Genomic DNA, 16,570 nt, shown 5'->3' on the forward strand with positions numbered 1-16,570 from the left:
TGCCGGCGAACCGCCGAGCGTTGTTCCGGGGCGGGATCGGTGTGCGCCGGTCCCGGTTCCGGTCAGTGCTTCCGGCGTATCGCCGTCGGCAAATGTCTGGTACCCGTCAGAAGCGGTCGATAAACCGTGCGTCAAGCCACTCGCGAACCGTGTTTACCGGCTGAGTGTCGGTGCCGAGCCAGTTCAGCGAGCCGGTCAGCGCGAGCACACCGAGCACGATCGCGCCCAGCGAAAGGATCATGCCGAGCAGGGCGTCGGTCTTGCCGGCTACGTGGCGCTTGCCGGTGGCGTGGATGCCGCTCAGCGACAGGATGAGGGCCAGGCCGGCGACCCCGATGCCGTAACCCATGAGCGGGCCGGACAGCACGAGCAGCACGGAGGCCACACCGAGGATCAGGCCGAGCGTGGCCAGCAGGCTGGCCCGTGGCTTGGGACTGGCGGCGACCGGCTGGTCGACGGTGGCCGAACCGGTCGGGCGGGCCGGCGTCGTCGTGGACGGGGCCGGCGGAGGCGGCGGCGGGTCGTTGCGGCCCGCTTGCTTGGGCACGGGCGGCAGATCGGTCAGGGTGTCGGGCTCGCCGTGGCGGGCGCGCACGGGACCCGGGCCGGGACGCACCTCGGCCGTGTCGGGCTCGTCGCGGCTGGTACGCACGACCGGACGGACCTGGGTGGTGTTGTCCTCACGAGGCCGGGTGACCGTGCCGGTCGGAGCCGGGCGCTCGGGCGTCTCCGTGGTATCGCTCGTGGACTGGCGGGAGAACGTCGGGAGCCTCACGTCAGCACCTCCTTGACAGATTCGGGGGATGCCCTCGTGTACCCCGAACCCTCAGAAACCACACAACGGGCGCCCGGCTCTCGCCCGGCGCCCGCTGTTTGTGCTGGTCAGACTCTTACTCAGACGAGTGAGGTGGTGTTCGTGACCTGGTTGGCCTTGCTGATCACGTGGTCGACCAGGCCGTACTCGCGGGCCTGCTCGGCGGTGAACCAGCGGTCACGGTCGGAGTCGGCCTCGATCTCCTCGGGCGTGTGACCCGTGTGGAAGGCGATCCGCTCGTTCATGACGTTCTTGATGTGCAGCATGCTCTCGGCCTGGATGGCGATGTCGGCCGCGGTGCCGCCGATGCCGCCGGACAGCTGGTGCATCATGATCCGCGCGTGCGGCAGCGCGTACCGCTTGCCGGGGGTGCCGGCGCAGAGCAGGAACTGGCCCATCGAGGCCGCCATGCCCATCGCGATCGTCGCCACGTCGTTCTTGATGTACTGCATCGTGTCGTACACCGCCATGCCGGCGCTGATGGAGCCGCCGGGCGAGTTGATGTAGAGCGCGATGTCCTTCTCGCTGTCGGCCGAGGCCAGCAGCAGCATCTGGGCGCAGATGCGGTTGGTCACCTCGTCGTTGACCTCACTGCCGAGGAAGATGATCCGCTCCCGGAGCAGCCGCTCGAACACCTGGTCATCGAAGGATGCGCCACCGCCCCGCATCGTCAACTCGTCAACACTCATGACAACACCCTCTCGCATCAGCCGCGGGACGTGTCACCCGACCGGCCATTCGACGTAACCCAGTCTCCTCAGGCGGGCCCGAAGCTCCCAGCGATTCCCCTGTGGGCGAATCCGCTGACGGCGGAACCGGGCCGTGTCCCGCTCCCGACAGGTGGTATCTGAGCTCGTTCCGGCCCACCCCTACCCATCATGACCATCCTCACCCCCGGCAAACGACGCCGCGCCGTACTCCTCGTCACGTCAGCCCTGATCGCCCCTTCGACCTGCCGGCGACTACACCCTGATCAGCACCGAACAGTCCGGCTGGACGCCGGTGACCATGGACCGCTTCCTGAACCGGGTCGAAGGCACCAACCGCCTGACCGCCCTGACCGTCGACGGCGACCGAATCCTGGGAGCCCAAGAAATGTGGCAGTCCTGACCGCCGGCAGAGCGATCGAGAGTCGATCCGCGGTCGGCACTACTCTTCGCCGATGCGCTACCTCACCCGGCAGTTCGCCACTGGCGCCCTGCGCCGTGGCAACGGCATCGAGCAGTTCCTCGGCGGTGCCCACATCGACGGCGAGCTTGCCATCCGTTGGGTAGCGATCAGTCCTGGGAACAGGCAATACCGCGTCTCGCTGCACACAGTTCAGGATCCCGATGACGACCAGGTCGGTGACCTGCCCAACCTCATCTCGCTCGACCCGGTCGACGAGGCGTACGTCGGCGAAGGCCGGCAACTCGGGGTCACGGAGGACGAGACAGAAGCGATGACGCTCGCCGAGCGGTTGACCGACGCCCGCCCCGACCGCTGGGTCAACCACGCGGTGGCCGGCGAGGAATACATGGACTACGTCCGAAGCCGACGCGGCCCGGCCCAGCCGACATAGCCGACTCGATCACGCAGTTCGCGCCCGGTCGGAGGGGGAACGGCACCTCTCATGACCAGGGCCTGCGACACTGGCCGGCAGCGGTGGAGAGGGAGGCCGACGTGACGGGGCGAAGCTGGGAGCTGAAGCGGGGTGAACGATCAGTCGGGACCCTGGTGTTCGAAGGGCAGGACATGTTCTGGTCGGATTGCCGGTTGACCCAGCCGATGATCGCCGGGTTCGTGGCGGAGCAGCAGATCGAGCTTGGATTCCCCAAGTGCCGCCGGGCGAATTCCGTGGTGACGTCGACTGCGCGCCCGGCCGCACGACACGAGTTGTCAGGTTTGCGAGGGCCGCCAGCCCCACCAGTGGCGCTGAATCAGGTCGCCTACGACCACTTCGGAAGCCGGGCGATGGCGGTGTTCGGGGTTGGGCGTCACCACTTACGCAGGTCGCGGGGGTGGGGTGAGCGTTTGGGCGCGCCAGCGCCCTGCTCACCCCACCCCCGCCCTCGGCGTGAGCAGCGGTCTGTACCCACCGCCCCGCTACGACAGCCTGCTTTTGATCTTTAGGCGATGCCCTTGAGGTAGGCGCCGTTCTGGTTCTGGAATTCGTAGTTGTAGAACTTGTCCCAGTTGATCGACCAGGTCATCAGGCCGCGGAAGTTGGGGTTGGTGCCGCTGCGCAGGGTGTACGAGCCGCAGTTGATGTTGCGGATCAGGCAGTTGACGGCCTGTTGGATCGCGGAGGGGGCTACGTAGCCGTTGCCGGCGCTGACCGAGGACGGGGCGCCGAAGGCGATCTGGTCCTCGCGCAGGCCGGGGAAGACGTTGGCGGTGTTGCCGGCGACCGGGAAGCCGGCCAGCAGCATGTCGGTCATGGCGATGTGGAAGTCGGCGCCGCCCATCGAGTGGTACTGGTTGTCCAGGCCCATGATGGAGCCCGAGTTGTAGTCCTGGACGTGCAGCACGGTGATGTCGTTGCGCAGCGCGTGGATGACCGGCAGGTACGAGCCGGCGCGCGGGTCCTGGCCGCCCCAGGGGCCCGAGCCGTAGTACTGGTAGCCGAGCTGCACGAAGAATGTCTCGGGGGCCATGGTGAGCACGAAGTTCGAGCCGTAGCGGGCCTTCAGGCTTCTCAGTGCGCTGATCAAGTTGACGATGACCGGGGTGGTCGGGTTCTTGAAGTCGGTGTCACCGGTGTTGAGCGAGAGCGAGTGGCCCTCGAAGTCGACGTCGACGCCGTCCAGGCCGTACTCGTCGATGATGGCGCTGACCGAGCTGACGAACTTGTCCCGGGCGGCGGTCGTGGTCAGCTGGACCTGGCCGTTCTGGCCGCCGATCGAGAGCAGCACCTTCTTGCCGGCGTTGCGCTTGGCCCGGATCGCGGCGATGAAGTCGGCCTTGCTCTCGACGCCGGGGCACTCGGCGGCCGGGCAGAGCGTGAACCGGATGTCGCCCGAGGTCACCGTGGTCGGCTCGCCGAAGGCCAGGTTGATGATGTCCCAGTTGGCGGGGACGTCGGCCATCCGCACGTAGCCGGAGCCGTTGGCGAAGCTGGAGTGCAGGTAGCCGATGAGCGCACGCTTGGGCAGGCCGGTGTTCGGCGGCGGCGTCGTCGTGGGCGGGGGCGTCGTGGGGGGCGGGGTGGTCGGCGGCGGGGTGCTGGGCGGGGGCGTCGTGGTCGGCGGCGGGGTGGTCGGGGGTGTGGTGCCGCCGCAGACCCCGTTGTCGATCCAGACGTCCCACTGACCGCTGTGGGTCGACGGCGACTCGTTCTGCGTCCACCACTTGGCGGTGTAGTTGCGGCCGTTCTGCGAGGCGCTGTTGTCCTTGACGTAGACGGCGCTCGAGCTCCACGCCGGCGCGCAGGCGGCCGCCGCGCTGGCGCTGGAAGCGAGGTACACAGTGCCGCCACCAGCCGCAAGCACCGCGGCCATGGCGAAGATCATCGATCGGCGCATAGCCAAGTATGAATACTGTTAAGTTTATTTGTAAATAGCGTACGAGGTCAGCTGCCGGGCAGGAACTCCGCGCGGTCGAGGAAGCCGTCGCCGTCGTCGTCGAACATGCGTTTTTCGAAGACGCCGTCGCGGTCCTTGTCGTAGTCGGCGAAGTCGACGCGGTTGTCCAGGTCGACGTCGGTGCCGACGAAGTCGACGGCGCCGTCGCCGTTCACGTCGACCAGGATGTCGACGCCGCCGTCGGCTCGGCCCAGGTAGATCGCGTCCTCGTCGGTGCCGTCGCCGTCGGCGTCGACCGTGTTGTCGTAGCCCTCGGGCGGGGCCAGGCCGACCGCCGCCTCGGCGATCGTGGCGCCCACCGTGATGTCGGGCAGGCCGTCGAGGTCGGGGCGGTCACCGAAGCCGCTCTGCGCGGCGCCGGGCCCGTCCGCGGTGACGTCTTCCGCCGTGCGGTCGGCGACCATGCCGGCCACCGTGCCGAATTCCGACCACACGCCCAGATTGTTCTCGCCGTCGTGTCGAACCATGCACTGACGGTACGGCCCTCAGTCCAGTTCCGGCATCGCCACCGCGTGGGGCCGGGGCCGGCAGGTGCCGCACTGCACCGCGTCGTCGACCACCAGCGCCTCGGCCCGCCGCCTCGTCTCGGACCGGCTGACCTGCAACAGGTAGGGACCGAACCGGGCGTGTTCGGCGCAGACGCCGCGGCCGCAGAAGCGGCAGCTCGCCCGGGCCGACTCGGCGCAGAACCAGCAGAGCATCGAACCTCCTGACGAAGGACAACGGGGGTGCGCCCCCGGTCATTCGTCGTCGGTCGGGCTCGACTCCGGAATGTCGGGCGGCGGTGTCGTGGCCGGCGGGGCGGTGGTGGTCGGCGGGGGCGGCGCGGTCGTCGGGTCGGGGGTGGGCGTCGGCCGGGGCGACGGGGGCGGCGTGGTGGCCGGGGCCGTGGACGGCCGGGTCGTCGTCGGCGGCCGGAAGGTCGGCCGGGTGGTGGGGTTACGGGTCGGCTCGGTGTCGTCGTCGCCGGGGTCAGCGGTCTGTGACGGTGTGACTACACTATCGCTCGTCGGGGCCGTGGCGCTCGGGACGATCGACGGATTGATCGATTCCGAATCGGACGGTAGGGGCTCGAACGTGTCCTCGGGTTCGGGGCTGCTCGAGGCGGGCGCCTCGACCGGCTTCCCGTCGGCGCAGGCGAGCTGGCCGCCGGCGGGCTGAGCGGCCGTGCCGTCGGCGGCGACCGTGCCCCGCGCGACGGTGAGCGCTTCCGGCTCCACCGAATACCAGGCCGCGCCGTTGTTGGTGACCGAGCCGGCGCTGCGGTCGACGGTGAGCGCCAGGGGCTTGTACGCGCCACTGGTGCTGCCCGTGCCGGCCAGCAACCGTCCCGACTGCAGCGAGAGGGTGGCCCTGGGCGCCTGGTCGCGCCCGCCGCCGGTGCTGATCGTGCCCACCCCGACCCGGGTGTTCGCGCAGAGCAGCGCCGTCGCGCCGCCCGGGAAGGTCAGGGTGGCCGTGGCCCGGGGCGACACCTCGATCGTCTCGCCCTGGTCGAGGTAGCGCCGAGCGCCGTCCGCGAGGTTCTGCGGCGCGCCGTCGAGGGAAGCTGTGACCAGGCCGCCGTCGATCGTCAGCAGCACCCGGTTGGCGGGCATCTCGGCCCAGGCCGGGCCGGGGCGGAACGACAGGCCGGTGAGGAACAGGGCCGTGGTCAGCACGACGACGGTGAGCCAGGTCAGGCCCCGTTCGAAGCGCTTGTCGGCCTCGGGGTTGCCGCCGCCGTCGGGCGGGCCGGGCGGCAGGTTGAGCGGCGGGTACGAGCCACCGCCGGGGGAACCGGGTCGCAGCGCGCCCTTGCCCGAGACGACCGGCATGGGCGAGCCCGGCCGGTGGGTGGCGCCGACCAGGGGCGGCAGGTCGGAGGCGTCGGGCACGACCCACAGGCGTACGGGCGTGATGGTCTGGGCGACCATGCCGGGGCTACCGTCGCCGACCGGGCCGACCAGCGTGCCCCGGCGCAGTTCGACGCCGTCGGGCAGCGCGATCACGCCGGACTCGACGACCACGGCGTGGGTCGGTCCGGGCAGGATGACCGGCGCGCCCGGGTCGAGGTCGACCGGGTGGGCCGAGGCGATCAGGGCCAGGCGCTGGTCGACCGCGAGGCCGGCCAGCGCGGGGGTGTCGGCGAACAGCGCCTCGGCCTCGACCCGGTCGTGCGGGGGCGGGCCGGGCAGCGGCCCGACGACGGTGGCCACGGTCGCGGCCGGGATGGACAGCAGCGTGGTGCCGGCGGTGTGCCAGTCGAGCTGGGTGGACCGGCCGGTGATCGCGTTGACCAGACCGACGACGGCGCCGGGGCCGACGTGGTGGCGGATCGTGCCGGGCGGGTCGCCGGGGCGGCGCGCCTCCAGGGCGCCCTCGACGACCACGAAGACGGCCTGCTGGGCGCCGCCGGCGTCGACGATGCGGCGGCCGGTCGGCGGGTGCACCCAGCGCGCCCGGGAGGCCAGGCCCTGCAGGGCCGGCTCGGGCAGGCCGCCCAGTTCCGAGGCGCGCAGCGCGGCCAGGCGGCGAGGGCTGTCGGCCTCGCGGTCGTTCTCGGCCCGGCGCAGCCGCGAGGTGGCCCACCATTTGGTGAGCCGGCCGAGCAGGAAGTAGACGACCGGCGCGGCCAGGCCGAGCACGATCACCAGCAGCAACAGGATGCCGAGCGGGCCGTCGTGCCAGAGCCCGGTGGCCAGGCCGGAGAGCCTGTCCTCCCAGAGCCGGACGGCCACGTTGACGCCCACGGCGAGCCAGCACACAGCCAGGAAGCCGTAGAGCGCGATGAGCCGGCCCTCGCGGTCGAGGGTGCCCCAGCGCGGCGGACGGCCCCGTAGCCGCCCGCTGACCCAGGCCAACGCCCGGTTGCGGACTTGCGGCACCTCGAGCCAGTTCATCAGCAGGTACTGCCCGTCGAGCGGCAGCAGCGGGCTGAGGTGGACGAACGCGCTCAGGTAGCAGAGGAAGGCCAGCTTGAAGGCCAGGTCGGCCGCCGAGGGCAGGGCCAGGCCGGCCAGTTGGGCCAGACCGCCGAGGAACAGCGCGCTCAGCGGCCCGGCCGCCGAGACCAGGATGCGGGCGCGGCGGCCGGCCATCCAGACGTCGCTGGTGTCGACGAACAGCGAGGGCAGGCCGAACCAGACGAGGAAGCCGGCGGCCGGCACCTCACGGCCGGAGTGTTTGGCCGCCATGGCCCGGGCCCATTCGCGGACGCCGACCACGACCAGGTTGAGCAGCACGAGGGTGAGGGCGCCGGCCACGTAGGAGTCACCGGTGAGGAACAGCGAGCGGCTGCCCCGCGTCCAGGTGGCCACGAAGAGCCCGAAGCCGGCCAGCGCGAGCACGGCGGTGACGATGGCCGCGACCTTGTTGAAGAACAGCCGGCCGCCGGCCCGGTAGAGCGCGGTGACCAGGCCGTCCACGTTGACCAGGAGCATGCGGCGGCCGCGGGCGGCGGCCAGCAGCGAGTTGCCGACGCGTTCCGGCAGCGGGCGGCGGGCCAGCTCCTCCAGCGGGCGGAAGGCGTCCATCGGCAGTTCGTCGAGCATGCGGTGACCGGCCAGGTCGGCCACCACCCGGCGCACCTGGTCGGGGGCGAGCCGGCCGGCGATGCGGGCGAACTCGGCGACCAGCCGGGCCACCGTGTGCTCGCCGTCCATCAGCAGCGCGAGCTCCCACTCCTCGGGGGTGAGCCGCAGGTAGCTGGCGCGTTCACCGTCCTCGGGCGAGCGCAGCATGATGTAGTCGCCGCCGCGGGCGTCGATGAGCTGGACGTACTCGACCCCGGCGCGCAGGACGGGCCGCGCGCTCGCCGGGTTGAGCCGGTCGACGACCGCTCCCCACAGCCCGGGATCCGCCGGGCCGGACGGTTCACCCGGGGCGCGACCGGACAGCGCCTCCCAGACGTTCATCCGGTTCTCGACGTACGTCAACTGGTGCCTCTCAGTGCCGGGGGGAGCGCCGATGCGAATGGCAGATTAGGCGCTCGGGAAGCCCGATGGCGAGTCCCCCGCGGGTCTTTGCACCGTTTTGTTGGTGATTCGGCAAATGACGCCGGACAAACGTACGGCGGGTGGCGCGGCAACCCCCTTGCCGCGCCACCCGCCGTAGCGGAGGGAAAAGCTCTACTTGGCCTCGGCCAGAGTCACCGTGATCTGCTTCTTCTCGCCGTCACGGGTGTAGTCGAGGGTCATCTTCTGACCGACCGTGCCGGACTGGACCGCCGCCACCAGGTCGTCGGAGTCGCCGATGGTCTTGCCGTCGGCCGCGGTGACCACGTCGCCCTGCTGCAGGCCGGCCGCGGCGGCCGCGCTGCCGGGGGTGACGCTGCTGACCAGCGCGCCGCCGTTCTCGGCCGGGGTCACACTGACGCCCAGCGCCGGGTGGCTGACCTTCTTGCCGGCCATCAGGTCGTCGGCCACCTGCTTGGCCTTGTCGCTCGGGATCGCGAAGCCCAGGCCGATGTTGCCGGTGCTGCCCGAGGTGGCGATGGCCGAGTTGATGCCGATGACCTCGCCGTTCGTGTTGACCAGGGCGCCGCCCGAGTTGCCGGGGTTGATCGGCGCGTCGGTCTGCAGCAGGCCGGACATCGACTGGGCTCCGCCCTGCTGCTGTTGCTGCTGGTTGCCGAACGGGCTCTGCTGCTCGCCGTCCTGGCTGCCGGCCTGAATGGTGCGATCTTTGGCGCTGATGATGCCGGCGGTGACCGAGCCCTCGAGGCCGAGCGGGCTGCCGATGGCCAGCACCGTGTCGCCCACCTGCATCTTGGCGCTGCTGCCGAACGTGGCCGCCTTGAGGTCGGACAGGCCGGAGGTCTTGATGACGGCCAGGTCGGTGCGCGGGTCGGTGCCGACGATGGTGGCCTCGGCCTTCTTGCCGTCGGCGAAGATCACGGTCACCTTGTCGCCCTGGGCCGTGGCCACCACGTGGTTGTTGGTGACGACGTAGCCGTCGGTCGAGATGACCACGCCCGAGCCCTCACCGCTGCCGGTGGTGATCGAGACGACGCTGTCCTGCACGGCCTCGGCGATCTGGGCCAGCGACGAGCGGTCGACCACCCGGGTCACCGACGAGTTGCCGGTCTGCACCGAGGGGGAACTGCCGCCGTCGTTGAAGGCGAGCGCCGTGGCCGCGCCGACGCCGCCCGCGCCCAGCGCGATCAGCACGGCGGCGGCGCCGGCGACGAAGATCTTGCGGCCGCGGCCGTTGCCACGGGGCTGCTGCTGCGGGTCGACCGGGGCGGCCCAGATCGGCTGGCCGTCGGAGCCCGGAAGGGTCTGGGTGGTGCCGCCGGGCGCCCAGGCGCCGTAGCCGGCCTGCTGGCCGTACGCCTGCTGGTGGAAGCCGGGGTGCGGCTGCTGCTGGCCGTAGGCCTGGCCCTGCTGCCAGGGCGATTGCGGCTGCTGCGGCTGCCACTGCGGTGCGCCCGAGTAGGGGGTGGCGGACTGCGGAACGCCCGAATGGGGGGCGGCGGACGCCGGCGGCCCCCAGTGAGGAGCCTGCGGCGGGGCGGGCTGCGGGGCCGGCGGGACTGCCGGCTGCGCGGCGGTCGGCTCCTCAGACTGTCCCCGCTGCGGGCTGCTGCTCTCGGAGGAGGCGTCCGCGGGTCGCGGGTCGGTCTCGTTCTCGTTCATGTCCCCCACCTTGCCCCGTTGGCCTCGTACCGACCTGTGCTAGCCCTGGATGTTTTCTGAAAACCCTTTGTCGGGATTTAGCGTAGGCAAAGTGACCCGGAACGTGGCGCCCTGCCCCGGTTCGCTGATCACCTCGACGGTTCCTTGGTGCGACCGGACGATCGCGGCCACGATGGCCAGCCCCAGACCGGTGCCGGTGGCCGCCCGGTCGGTGTGCCGGGTGCGGGCCTCGTCGGCGCGGTAGAACCGCTCGAACACGTGCGCCCGCTGCTTCTCGGAGAGGCCGGGCCCGGTGTCGGACACCTCGACCACCGCCCGGTCGTCCGATTCGGCATAGAGCCGCAGCGTCACCGTCGCGTCGGGCGGGGTGTGGACCAGCGCGTTGGTCATCAGGTTGCCGATGACCTGGCGCAGCCGGGCGTCGTCACCCCAGGCCACGAGCTGTTCGGGCTGGTCGCGCACCTCGAGCTCGATCGTGCGCTCGGGGGCCGTCGCCTCGGCCGCCTGCACCGCGTCGAGGGCGAGCACGGGCAGCTCGACCGGGCCCAGGTTGAGCGGGCGCTCACGGTCGAGCCGGGCCAGCAACAGCAGGTCCTCGACGAGCAGGCCCATGCGGGCGGCCTCGTCCTCGATCCGGCGGACGAGGCGGACGACGTCCTCGGGGTCGGTCACCGCGCCCTGGCGGTAGAGCTCGGCGAAGCCGCGGATGGTCGTCAGCGGCGTACGCAATTCGTGCGAAGCATCGGCCACGAACTGCCGCATCTTGCCCTCGGAGCGCACCGCCCGGGCCTCGGAGAGCTGTGCCGCGTCGGCCGCCTCGACCGCGGCCGCCTCGGCCTCGCGCGCGGCCGACTCGCTCTGGGCGCGCGCGCTGAAGGCAGCCTCGATCTGGGCCAGCATGGCGTTGAGGGCCTTGGCCAGGCGGCCCAGCTCGGTCGTGGGCTCACCCTCACGGGCCTCGGGGTCGGGCACCCGCTGGGTCAGGTCGCCGGCCGCGATGGCGGCCGCCGTGCGTTCGATCTGCAGCAGCGGGACCAGGCTCTGGCGCACGATGGCGGCCCCGATCGAGGCCAGCGCGATCAGCACGCCCACGCCCACCAGCAGGTCGACCCAGACCATCTGGTTGACGGCCAGGCCGATCACCGACAGCTTCTCGGCGACCTGGATGACCTGGGTGTTCTCGTCGACCACGACCACCACGCGCCAGTGCACGTTGCCGCTGGGCGAGCGCACCGTGTACGGCTCGCCGAGCACGGCGTTGACCTCGTCGAGCCCCTTGACCAGCGGCGGCAGGTCTTCCGGCTTGAGCGAGCCGTCACCCACGACCGGCTGGTCGGAGCGGACGCCCCAGACCGACGAGGTGGAGACGTAGAAGTCGCCCGGCACCGGGATCTTCGAGCCGTAGCGCGCCTTGGCGATCGTCTCGGCATAGATGCTCAGCGACGTGTCGAGCCGGTCGAGCAGGTAGTTGTGCAGCGCGTACGTGCTGGCCGCGCTGATCGCGGTGAGCGCGGCGAAGACCAGGATGAGGACGGACGCCACCAGCTTGATGCGCAGCGAGACCTTGCGCAGGCTGGGTTGCGGCGGGATCGAGTTGCGAACCCGCTCGGTGAGCGTCACGGTCGCGGCCGGCTCAGACGGCGGGTTTGCGCAGCACGTAGCCGACGCCGCGGAGGGTGTGGATCAACCGCGGCTGGACGTTGTCGACCTTGCGGCGAAGGTACGAGATGTAGGACTCGACGATGTTGTCGTCACCCCGGAAGTCGTACTTCCACACGTGGTCGAGGATCTGCGCCTTGGAGAGCACCCGGTTGGCGTTGAGCATGAGGTAGCGCAGCAGCTTGAACTCGGTCGGCGAGAGCTGGACGCGCTGGCCCGCGCGGTAGACCTCGTGCGTCTCCTCGTCGAGCTCGAGGTCGGCGAAGACCAGGCGGGACGGCTCCTCGTCGCCCTGGGTGGTGCGGCGCAGCACCGCCCGGATGCGGGCGGTGAGCTCCTCGAGGCTGAACGGCTTGGTGACGTAGTCGTCGCCGCCCAGCGTGAGGCCCCGGATCTTGTCGTCGGTGCCGTCGCGGGCGGTCAGGAAGACCACGGGGGTGCGCTGGCCGCCCTCGCGCATGAGCCGGATGACCTCGAAACCGTCGAGGTCGGGCAGCATCACGTCGAGAACGACGAGGTCGGGAGTGGTGTTCTTCGCCGCGCTGACCGCCGCGCTGCCGCTCGTCGCGGTGCTCACGTCGAAGCCGGCGAAGCGGAGACTGGCGGAGAGCAGCTCGAGGATGTTCGCGTCGTCCTCGACGACGAGCAGTTTCGCCTCGCTCTGCTTGGGCTGGGTCTGAGCGGCCATGACGCCATTGTTTATCAGCGCGCTGTTGCTTGCCTGCACGCTGCCTGAAAGTTTTCTGTAAGCCGCTAGGCGGCCAGACGGTAGGCCGAGCCGCCCATCGACGCCTGGGCGGCGCGGGCCAGCAGGCGGCGGTCGGCGCCGGGTTCGGGGCGCAGAGCCGGGGCGGTGACCAGGGTCACCGTCAGCGACCGTAGCGCGGCCACCCGGCGGACCGAGTCGACCAGCGTGTCGTCGCCGATGAAGGCGGCCGCGGTCGAGTCGTAGCGGATCGAGGCCGGCACCACGGGCGCGCCCGCGTCCACCGCGGCCTGGAACAAGGCCGGACGGAAGCGGCCCTGGTTCGTACCGCAGAAGGTCGTGCCCTCAGGGAAGGCGGCGACCGTGCGGCCCGAGCGCAGCGCCGCAGCCACCTCGGCCACCGTGACCGGCAGCGACTTGGGCCGGGCCCGGTCGATGAAGATCGCGCCCGACAGCCCGGCCAGCAGCCCGATGCCCGGCCACGTACCGACCTCGCCCTTGGCCACCAGGCGGACCGGGGTGACCGCGGTCAGCACCAGGATGTCGAGCCAGGAGACGTGGTTGGCCACCAGCAGGCTGCCCGGCTTGAGGGCCGGACCGCGCCGGACGAGCCGGATGCCGAGCACGGCCAGCATCGCGCGCGCCACGCCCCGCAGGGCCAGCCCGCGCAGCACGGGCGCCAGCAGCAGGCCCCCGATAAGGACAAAAGCCAGCAGGATCATCCGCAGGGCGCCGACACCCGGGAACGCCCGGCGCCCGGCCGCCTCGCGGCAGTGCGGGCCGCAGCCGGAGACCGGCTGCCACAGCGCGGCGATCATCGGGTGGCTCCGAGGAAGTGGCGGCGGTACCGCGGGTCCAGCCGGTCCATCGAGAAGAGCACATAGAAGTCGGCGCAGTCGAACTCCGGGTCGTAAGCGGGCTCGCCGCAGACCCAGCTGCCCAGCCTCAGATAGCCCTTGAGCAGGGCCGGCGGCTGCGTCTTGGGGTCACCGACGACATCGCTCTCGGCCAGCCAGTTCCGGCGCGGTGTGACCCGCAGGGCGGGCGGGGCGAGGTGCTTGTTCTGCACCCGGGCCCAGACACCGGCCGCGGTCACGCCGCCGTCGTCCAGCGGCACCGAGGCGCAGCCACCGAGCCAGCGCAGGTTGTTCAGGTGCATGTAGCGGGCGATGCCGGCCCACATCAGGTTGATCACCGAGCCGCTGCGGTGGTCGGGATGCACGCAGGAGCGGCCGGTCTCGACCAGCTGGTCGCGCAGGGGGCGCAGCGGGCTCAGGTCGAACTCACCGTCGCCGTAGCGCCGCCCGGCCCGCTCGGCGGCCTTGGGCGGAAGCATCCGGTACGTGCCGACCACGTCGCCGGTCGCGTCGTCGCGCACGATCAGGTGGTCGCAGTAGTCGTCGAAGTCGTCGGCGTCGCGTCCGTCGGGGGTGGCGCCGGACAGCGTGGCGCCGAGTTCACCGGCGAAGACGTCGTGGCGCAACCGCTGGGCGGCGGCGACCTGACTCTGGTCCTCGGCGATGAGCAGGGAGTAGCCGCTGGTCCCGGTGGGGGCGGCGGCAGTCAGCAGAACAGCCATGTGATCTGTGTAAGGGCGACAGCTGCCGATGGAATGTCGCGCCAGGAGGCGATTCATGACCGTGAAATGAACGGCTTGTGCGAGCCTTCCGGACATGCTGATTCCCAAGGGTTTCAACGGGCCGCCGTCGACCGGGAACGGTGGGTGGTCGGCGGGGGCGTTCGCGGTCGCCGCGGGGGCCGAGGTGGGTGGGCCGGCGCTCGAGGTCACCCTGCGGGTGCCGCCGCCGCTCGAGACCGAGCTGACTTTCGCCGACGGCGCGGTGCACGACGGCGAGACGCTGGTCGCGACAGTCGCGGAAACATCAGAACCTGTTTCGTACGCTGCCTCGGTGCCCCTGCCGGAGGCGGTGCGCGCGGCCGAGGCGTACGCCGGCTTCACCCGCCATCCGTTCCCCACCTGCTACGTGTGCGGCACGGACCGGCCCGACGGTCTGCGCATCTTCCCCGGCCCGCTGCCCGACGGGCGTACGGCCGCCCCCTGGACCGTCCCGGCCGAGGTCGACCTGCCGGTGGTCTGGGCCGCGCTCGACTGTCCCGGTGGCTGGACAGCTTTGCAGAACGGGCGCACGTACGTGCTCGGCCGCATCGCCGCCACCACCACGGCACTGCCCGAACCGGGGTCGACCTGCGTGATCATGGGCGAGGCGACCGGGTTCTCGGGCCGCAAGGCGATGGTGCTCTCGACGATCTACGGGCCGGACGGCTCGCCGTTGTCCACCGCCCGGGCCACGTGGATCGCCACGACCTAGTAGGTTGTCCCTTCACCGAAACGGGGAAGGAGCTGCTCCGATGAGCGCGCCCGGCACCGACGAGATCGTGGTCGAACACCTGACAAAGCAGTACAAGAAACTGCGAGCCGTGGACGACCTCTCGTTCAAGGTCCGGTCCGGCCGGGTCACCGGCTTCCTCGGGCCCAACGGGGCCGGCAAGACGACCACGCTGCGCATGCTGCTCGGCCTGGTCACGCCGACCGCGGGCACCGCCACCTTCGGCAGCCGGAAATACACCGACCTGTCCGACCCCGTCCGCGAGGTCGGCGCGGTGCTCGAGGCGTCGAGCGCCCACCGCGGCCGCACCGGCCGCAACCACCTGCGCATGATCTGCCGCGCCGCGGGCCTGCCCGACACCCGGTCCGACGAGGTGCTCGAGATGGTCGGCCTGACCCCGGCCGCCAACCGCAAGTTCAAGGGCTACTCGCTGGGCATGCGGCAGCGGCTGGGCATCGCCGCGGCCATGCTGGGCGACCCCAAGGTGCTGATCCTCGACGAGCCGGCCAACGGCCTCGACCCCGAGGGCATCCGCTGGATGCGTGACCTGCTCAAGGCGCTCGCGTCCCAGGGCCGCACGGTGCTGGTCTCGAGCCACCTGCTGGGCGAGATGCAGCTGCTGGCCGACGACGTGGTGATCGTGGCGGCGGGCAAGCTGATCCGGCAGGGCCCGGTCGACGAGGTGCTGGGCGATCTCAGCGGTGGCGTGCAGGTGCGGGTGCGCACCCCGCAGGCCGAGGAACTGACGGCCGCGCTCTCCGAGCTCAACGCGACCGTGACCCCGGGCGCCGACGGCAGTCTGGTGGTGCACGGCGTCGAGGCGGCTGCGATCGGCCACGCCGCCTTCACGGCGCGGGTCGAACTGCACGAGTTGTCCACCGAACGCGGCGACCTCGAACAGGTCTTCCTGCAGCTGACGGCCGGAAAGGCGGGCATCCGATGAGTCTGGTCAACGCTGAGCTGTTCAAGGTCCGCACCACCTCGCTGTGGTGGATCATGGCCATCGTCCTGGTTCCCCTGTACGCGGCCAGCGTGCTGCTGAACTGGGCCAACTCCAACATCTCGGTGCCCGACGACGCCGCGGTGTCCGACACTCAGACCGCGCAGCTCGAGGCCTCGCTCGAGCCGATCAATGTCGCCACCAACCTGTACACGAGCGGTCAGTACATGGGCGTGCTGATCGTCCTGTTGCTGTCGGCGATCATCGTGACCAGTGAGTTCTTCCACCTCACGGCGACCACGACGTTCCTCACCACCCCGCGCCGCGAGTCGGTCATCCTGGCCAAGTTCGGCGCCGCCATCGTGATCGGCCTGATCGTCTGGCTGTTCACCACCGTGCTCAATCTCATCGTGGTGCCGCCGATCATGAGCGCGCTCGACCTGTCGAGCCAGCTCGGCGAGCCCGCGGTGTGGCGCGCGATCGGGCTCAACGCCCTGGCCTTCGTGCTGTGGGCGATCCTGGGCGTGGGCGCCGGCGTGCTGATCCGCAGCCAGATCGCGGCCACGCTGGTCCTGGCCATCACCTACGTGGTCGGCACCTCGGCCATCGGGCTGGTCTTCTTCCTGCTCAGCGAATACGTGGCCGAGTGGATCAACAACCTGCAGGTGCTGGTGCCGACGAGCGCGTCCCAGCTGATGATCTCGGGCACCGATCTGCCCGGCACGCCCCCGCGCTGGGTCGGCGCCGTCGTGTTGATCGGATATGCGGCGGTGACGGGCATTCTGGGCACTTGGCTGACCAAGCGCCGCGACATCAGCTAGCGGCCGTCCAACCGCCCCGCCCGCCACCCGAGACCCGACTGAAGACGACTCGCTAGGAGTCCTCTCTCACACACGGCGTAGCCTGGACGGGAGTCTTTCCC

General features: G+C 70.9%; 15 protein-coding genes. 4 read left to right on the top strand and 11 right to left on the bottom strand.

What is annotated here, in order from left to right; all coding sequences use genetic code 11:
- Positions 1–106: 106 nt before the first annotated feature.
- Both M1L60_RS16450 and M1L60_RS16455 read right to left on the bottom strand, forming a co-directional pair.
- The gene (locus tag M1L60_RS16450) at positions 107–775 is read right to left on the bottom strand and encodes a hypothetical protein (protein WP_253238292.1); all 669 of its coding nucleotides are present in this window, start codon (positions 773–775) and stop codon (positions 107–109) included.
- Positions 776–894: 119 nt separating this feature from the next.
- Complete coding sequence (locus tag M1L60_RS16455) at positions 895–1,503, bottom strand: ATP-dependent Clp protease proteolytic subunit (RefSeq protein WP_253238293.1); 609 nt, start codon at positions 1,501–1,503, stop codon at positions 895–897.
- 473 nt (positions 1,504–1,976) lie between these two features.
- Between M1L60_RS16455 and M1L60_RS16460 the strand changes: the two genes are divergently transcribed.
- Entirely contained in the window at positions 1,977–2,375 is a 399-nt protein-coding gene (locus M1L60_RS16460) for a hypothetical protein (protein WP_253238294.1), read from the top strand.
- 547 nt (positions 2,376–2,922) lie between these two features.
- On the opposite strand, the gene M1L60_RS16465 is transcribed toward M1L60_RS16460, so the two are convergent.
- The 9 genes from M1L60_RS16465 to M1L60_RS16505 all read right to left on the bottom strand — a co-directional run bounded on the left by M1L60_RS16465 (position 2,923) and on the right by M1L60_RS16505 (position 13,939).
- A complete protein-coding gene (locus M1L60_RS16465) occupies positions 2,923–4,317 on the bottom strand; it encodes a chitinase (protein WP_253238365.1) in 1,395 nt (464 codons plus the stop codon).
- A 47-nt stretch (positions 4,318–4,364) separates the two neighbouring features.
- Entirely contained in the window at positions 4,365–4,844 is a 480-nt protein-coding gene (locus M1L60_RS16470; protein ID WP_253238295.1) for a hypothetical protein, read from the bottom strand.
- Between the two features lie 18 nt (positions 4,845–4,862).
- Positions 4,863–5,078 carry a hypothetical protein gene (locus tag M1L60_RS16475; RefSeq protein ID WP_184955172.1) on the bottom strand — a complete coding sequence of 72 codons (216 nt, stop codon included), beginning with the start codon at positions 5,076–5,078 and terminating at the stop codon, positions 4,863–4,865.
- A gap of 39 nt (positions 5,079–5,117) precedes the next feature.
- The gene (locus M1L60_RS16480; protein ID WP_253238296.1) at positions 5,118–8,294 is read right to left on the bottom strand and encodes a cyclic nucleotide-binding protein; all 3,177 of its coding nucleotides are present in this window, start codon (positions 8,292–8,294) and stop codon (positions 5,118–5,120) included.
- Between the two features lie 192 nt (positions 8,295–8,486).
- Positions 8,487–9,995, bottom strand: coding sequence for a S1C family serine protease (locus tag M1L60_RS16485; RefSeq protein WP_253238297.1), 1,509 nt, complete (start codon positions 9,993–9,995; stop codon positions 8,487–8,489).
- A 39-nt stretch (positions 9,996–10,034) separates the two neighbouring features.
- Entirely contained in the window at positions 10,035–11,615 is a 1,581-nt protein-coding gene (locus M1L60_RS16490; protein ID WP_253238298.1) for a sensor histidine kinase, read from the bottom strand.
- Positions 11,616–11,628: 13 nt separating this feature from the next.
- Positions 11,629–12,342 (bottom strand): response regulator transcription factor, encoded by a 714-nt coding sequence (locus tag M1L60_RS16495; RefSeq protein ID WP_221375767.1) that lies wholly within the window; start codon positions 12,340–12,342, stop codon positions 11,629–11,631.
- A 65-nt stretch (positions 12,343–12,407) separates the two neighbouring features.
- Entirely contained in the window at positions 12,408–13,178 is a 771-nt protein-coding gene (locus tag M1L60_RS16500) for a lysophospholipid acyltransferase family protein (RefSeq protein WP_253238299.1), read from the bottom strand.
- Positions 13,175–13,939 carry a GNAT family N-acetyltransferase gene (locus tag M1L60_RS16505; RefSeq protein WP_253238300.1) on the bottom strand — a complete coding sequence of 255 codons (765 nt, stop codon included), beginning with the start codon at positions 13,937–13,939 and terminating at the stop codon, positions 13,175–13,177. Before M1L60_RS16505 ends, M1L60_RS16500 begins: the two co-directional genes overlap by 4 nt.
- 94 nt (positions 13,940–14,033) lie before the next feature.
- Between M1L60_RS16505 and M1L60_RS16510 the strand changes: the two genes are divergently transcribed.
- From M1L60_RS16510 to M1L60_RS16520, 3 genes are read left to right on the top strand one after another with little or no spacing between them, the layout of a single operon-like run.
- Positions 14,034–14,690, top strand: coding sequence for a hypothetical protein (locus tag M1L60_RS16510; protein ID WP_253238301.1), 657 nt, complete (start codon positions 14,034–14,036; stop codon positions 14,688–14,690).
- A gap of 40 nt (positions 14,691–14,730) precedes the next feature.
- The gene (locus tag M1L60_RS16515) at positions 14,731–15,651 is read left to right on the top strand and encodes an ABC transporter ATP-binding protein (RefSeq protein ID WP_253238302.1); all 921 of its coding nucleotides are present in this window, start codon (positions 14,731–14,733) and stop codon (positions 15,649–15,651) included.
- Positions 15,648–16,469 carry an ABC transporter permease subunit gene (locus M1L60_RS16520; RefSeq protein WP_253238303.1) on the top strand — a complete coding sequence of 274 codons (822 nt, stop codon included), beginning with the start codon at positions 15,648–15,650 and terminating at the stop codon, positions 16,467–16,469. Before M1L60_RS16515 ends, M1L60_RS16520 begins: the two co-directional genes overlap by 4 nt.
- Positions 16,470–16,570 lie beyond the last annotated feature (101 nt).

The organism is Paractinoplanes aksuensis (assembly GCF_024137025.1).
GTDB lineage: Bacteria > Actinomycetota > Actinomycetes > Mycobacteriales > Micromonosporaceae > Actinoplanes > Actinoplanes aksuensis.

Bases quoted from the DNA above. Each gene is read 5' to 3' on its own strand.
- M1L60_RS16465 (WP_253238365.1), bottom strand. From the start codon at position 4,317: ATGCGCCGATCGATGATCTTCGCCATGGCCGCGGTGCTTGCGGCTGGT.
- M1L60_RS16515 (WP_253238302.1), top strand. From the start codon at position 14,731: ATGAGCGCGCCCGGCACCGACGAGATCGTGGTCGAACACCTGACAAAG.
- M1L60_RS16460 (WP_253238294.1), top strand. From the start codon at position 1,977: ATGCGCTACCTCACCCGGCAGTTCGCCACTGGCGCCCTGCGCCGTGGC.
- M1L60_RS16500 (WP_253238299.1), bottom strand. From the start codon at position 13,178: ATGATCGCCGCGCTGTGGCAGCCGGTCTCCGGCTGCGGCCCGCACTGC.
- M1L60_RS16475 (WP_184955172.1), bottom strand. From the start codon at position 5,078: ATGCTCTGCTGGTTCTGCGCCGAGTCGGCCCGGGCGAGCTGCCGCTTC.
- M1L60_RS16455 (WP_253238293.1), bottom strand. From the start codon at position 1,503: ATGAGTGTTGACGAGTTGACGATGCGGGGCGGTGGCGCATCCTTCGAT.
- M1L60_RS16510 (WP_253238301.1), top strand. From the start codon at position 14,034: ATGCTGATTCCCAAGGGTTTCAACGGGCCGCCGTCGACCGGGAACGGT.
- M1L60_RS16495 (WP_221375767.1), bottom strand. From the start codon at position 12,342: ATGGCCGCTCAGACCCAGCCCAAGCAGAGCGAGGCGAAACTGCTCGTC.
- M1L60_RS16485 (WP_253238297.1), bottom strand. From the start codon at position 9,995: ATGAACGAGAACGAGACCGACCCGCGACCCGCGGACGCCTCCTCCGAG.
- M1L60_RS16520 (WP_253238303.1), top strand. From the start codon at position 15,648: ATGAGTCTGGTCAACGCTGAGCTGTTCAAGGTCCGCACCACCTCGCTG.
- M1L60_RS16505 (WP_253238300.1), bottom strand. From the start codon at position 13,939: ATGGCTGTTCTGCTGACTGCCGCCGCCCCCACCGGGACCAGCGGCTAC.
- M1L60_RS16470 (WP_253238295.1), bottom strand. From the start codon at position 4,844: ATGGTTCGACACGACGGCGAGAACAATCTGGGCGTGTGGTCGGAATTC.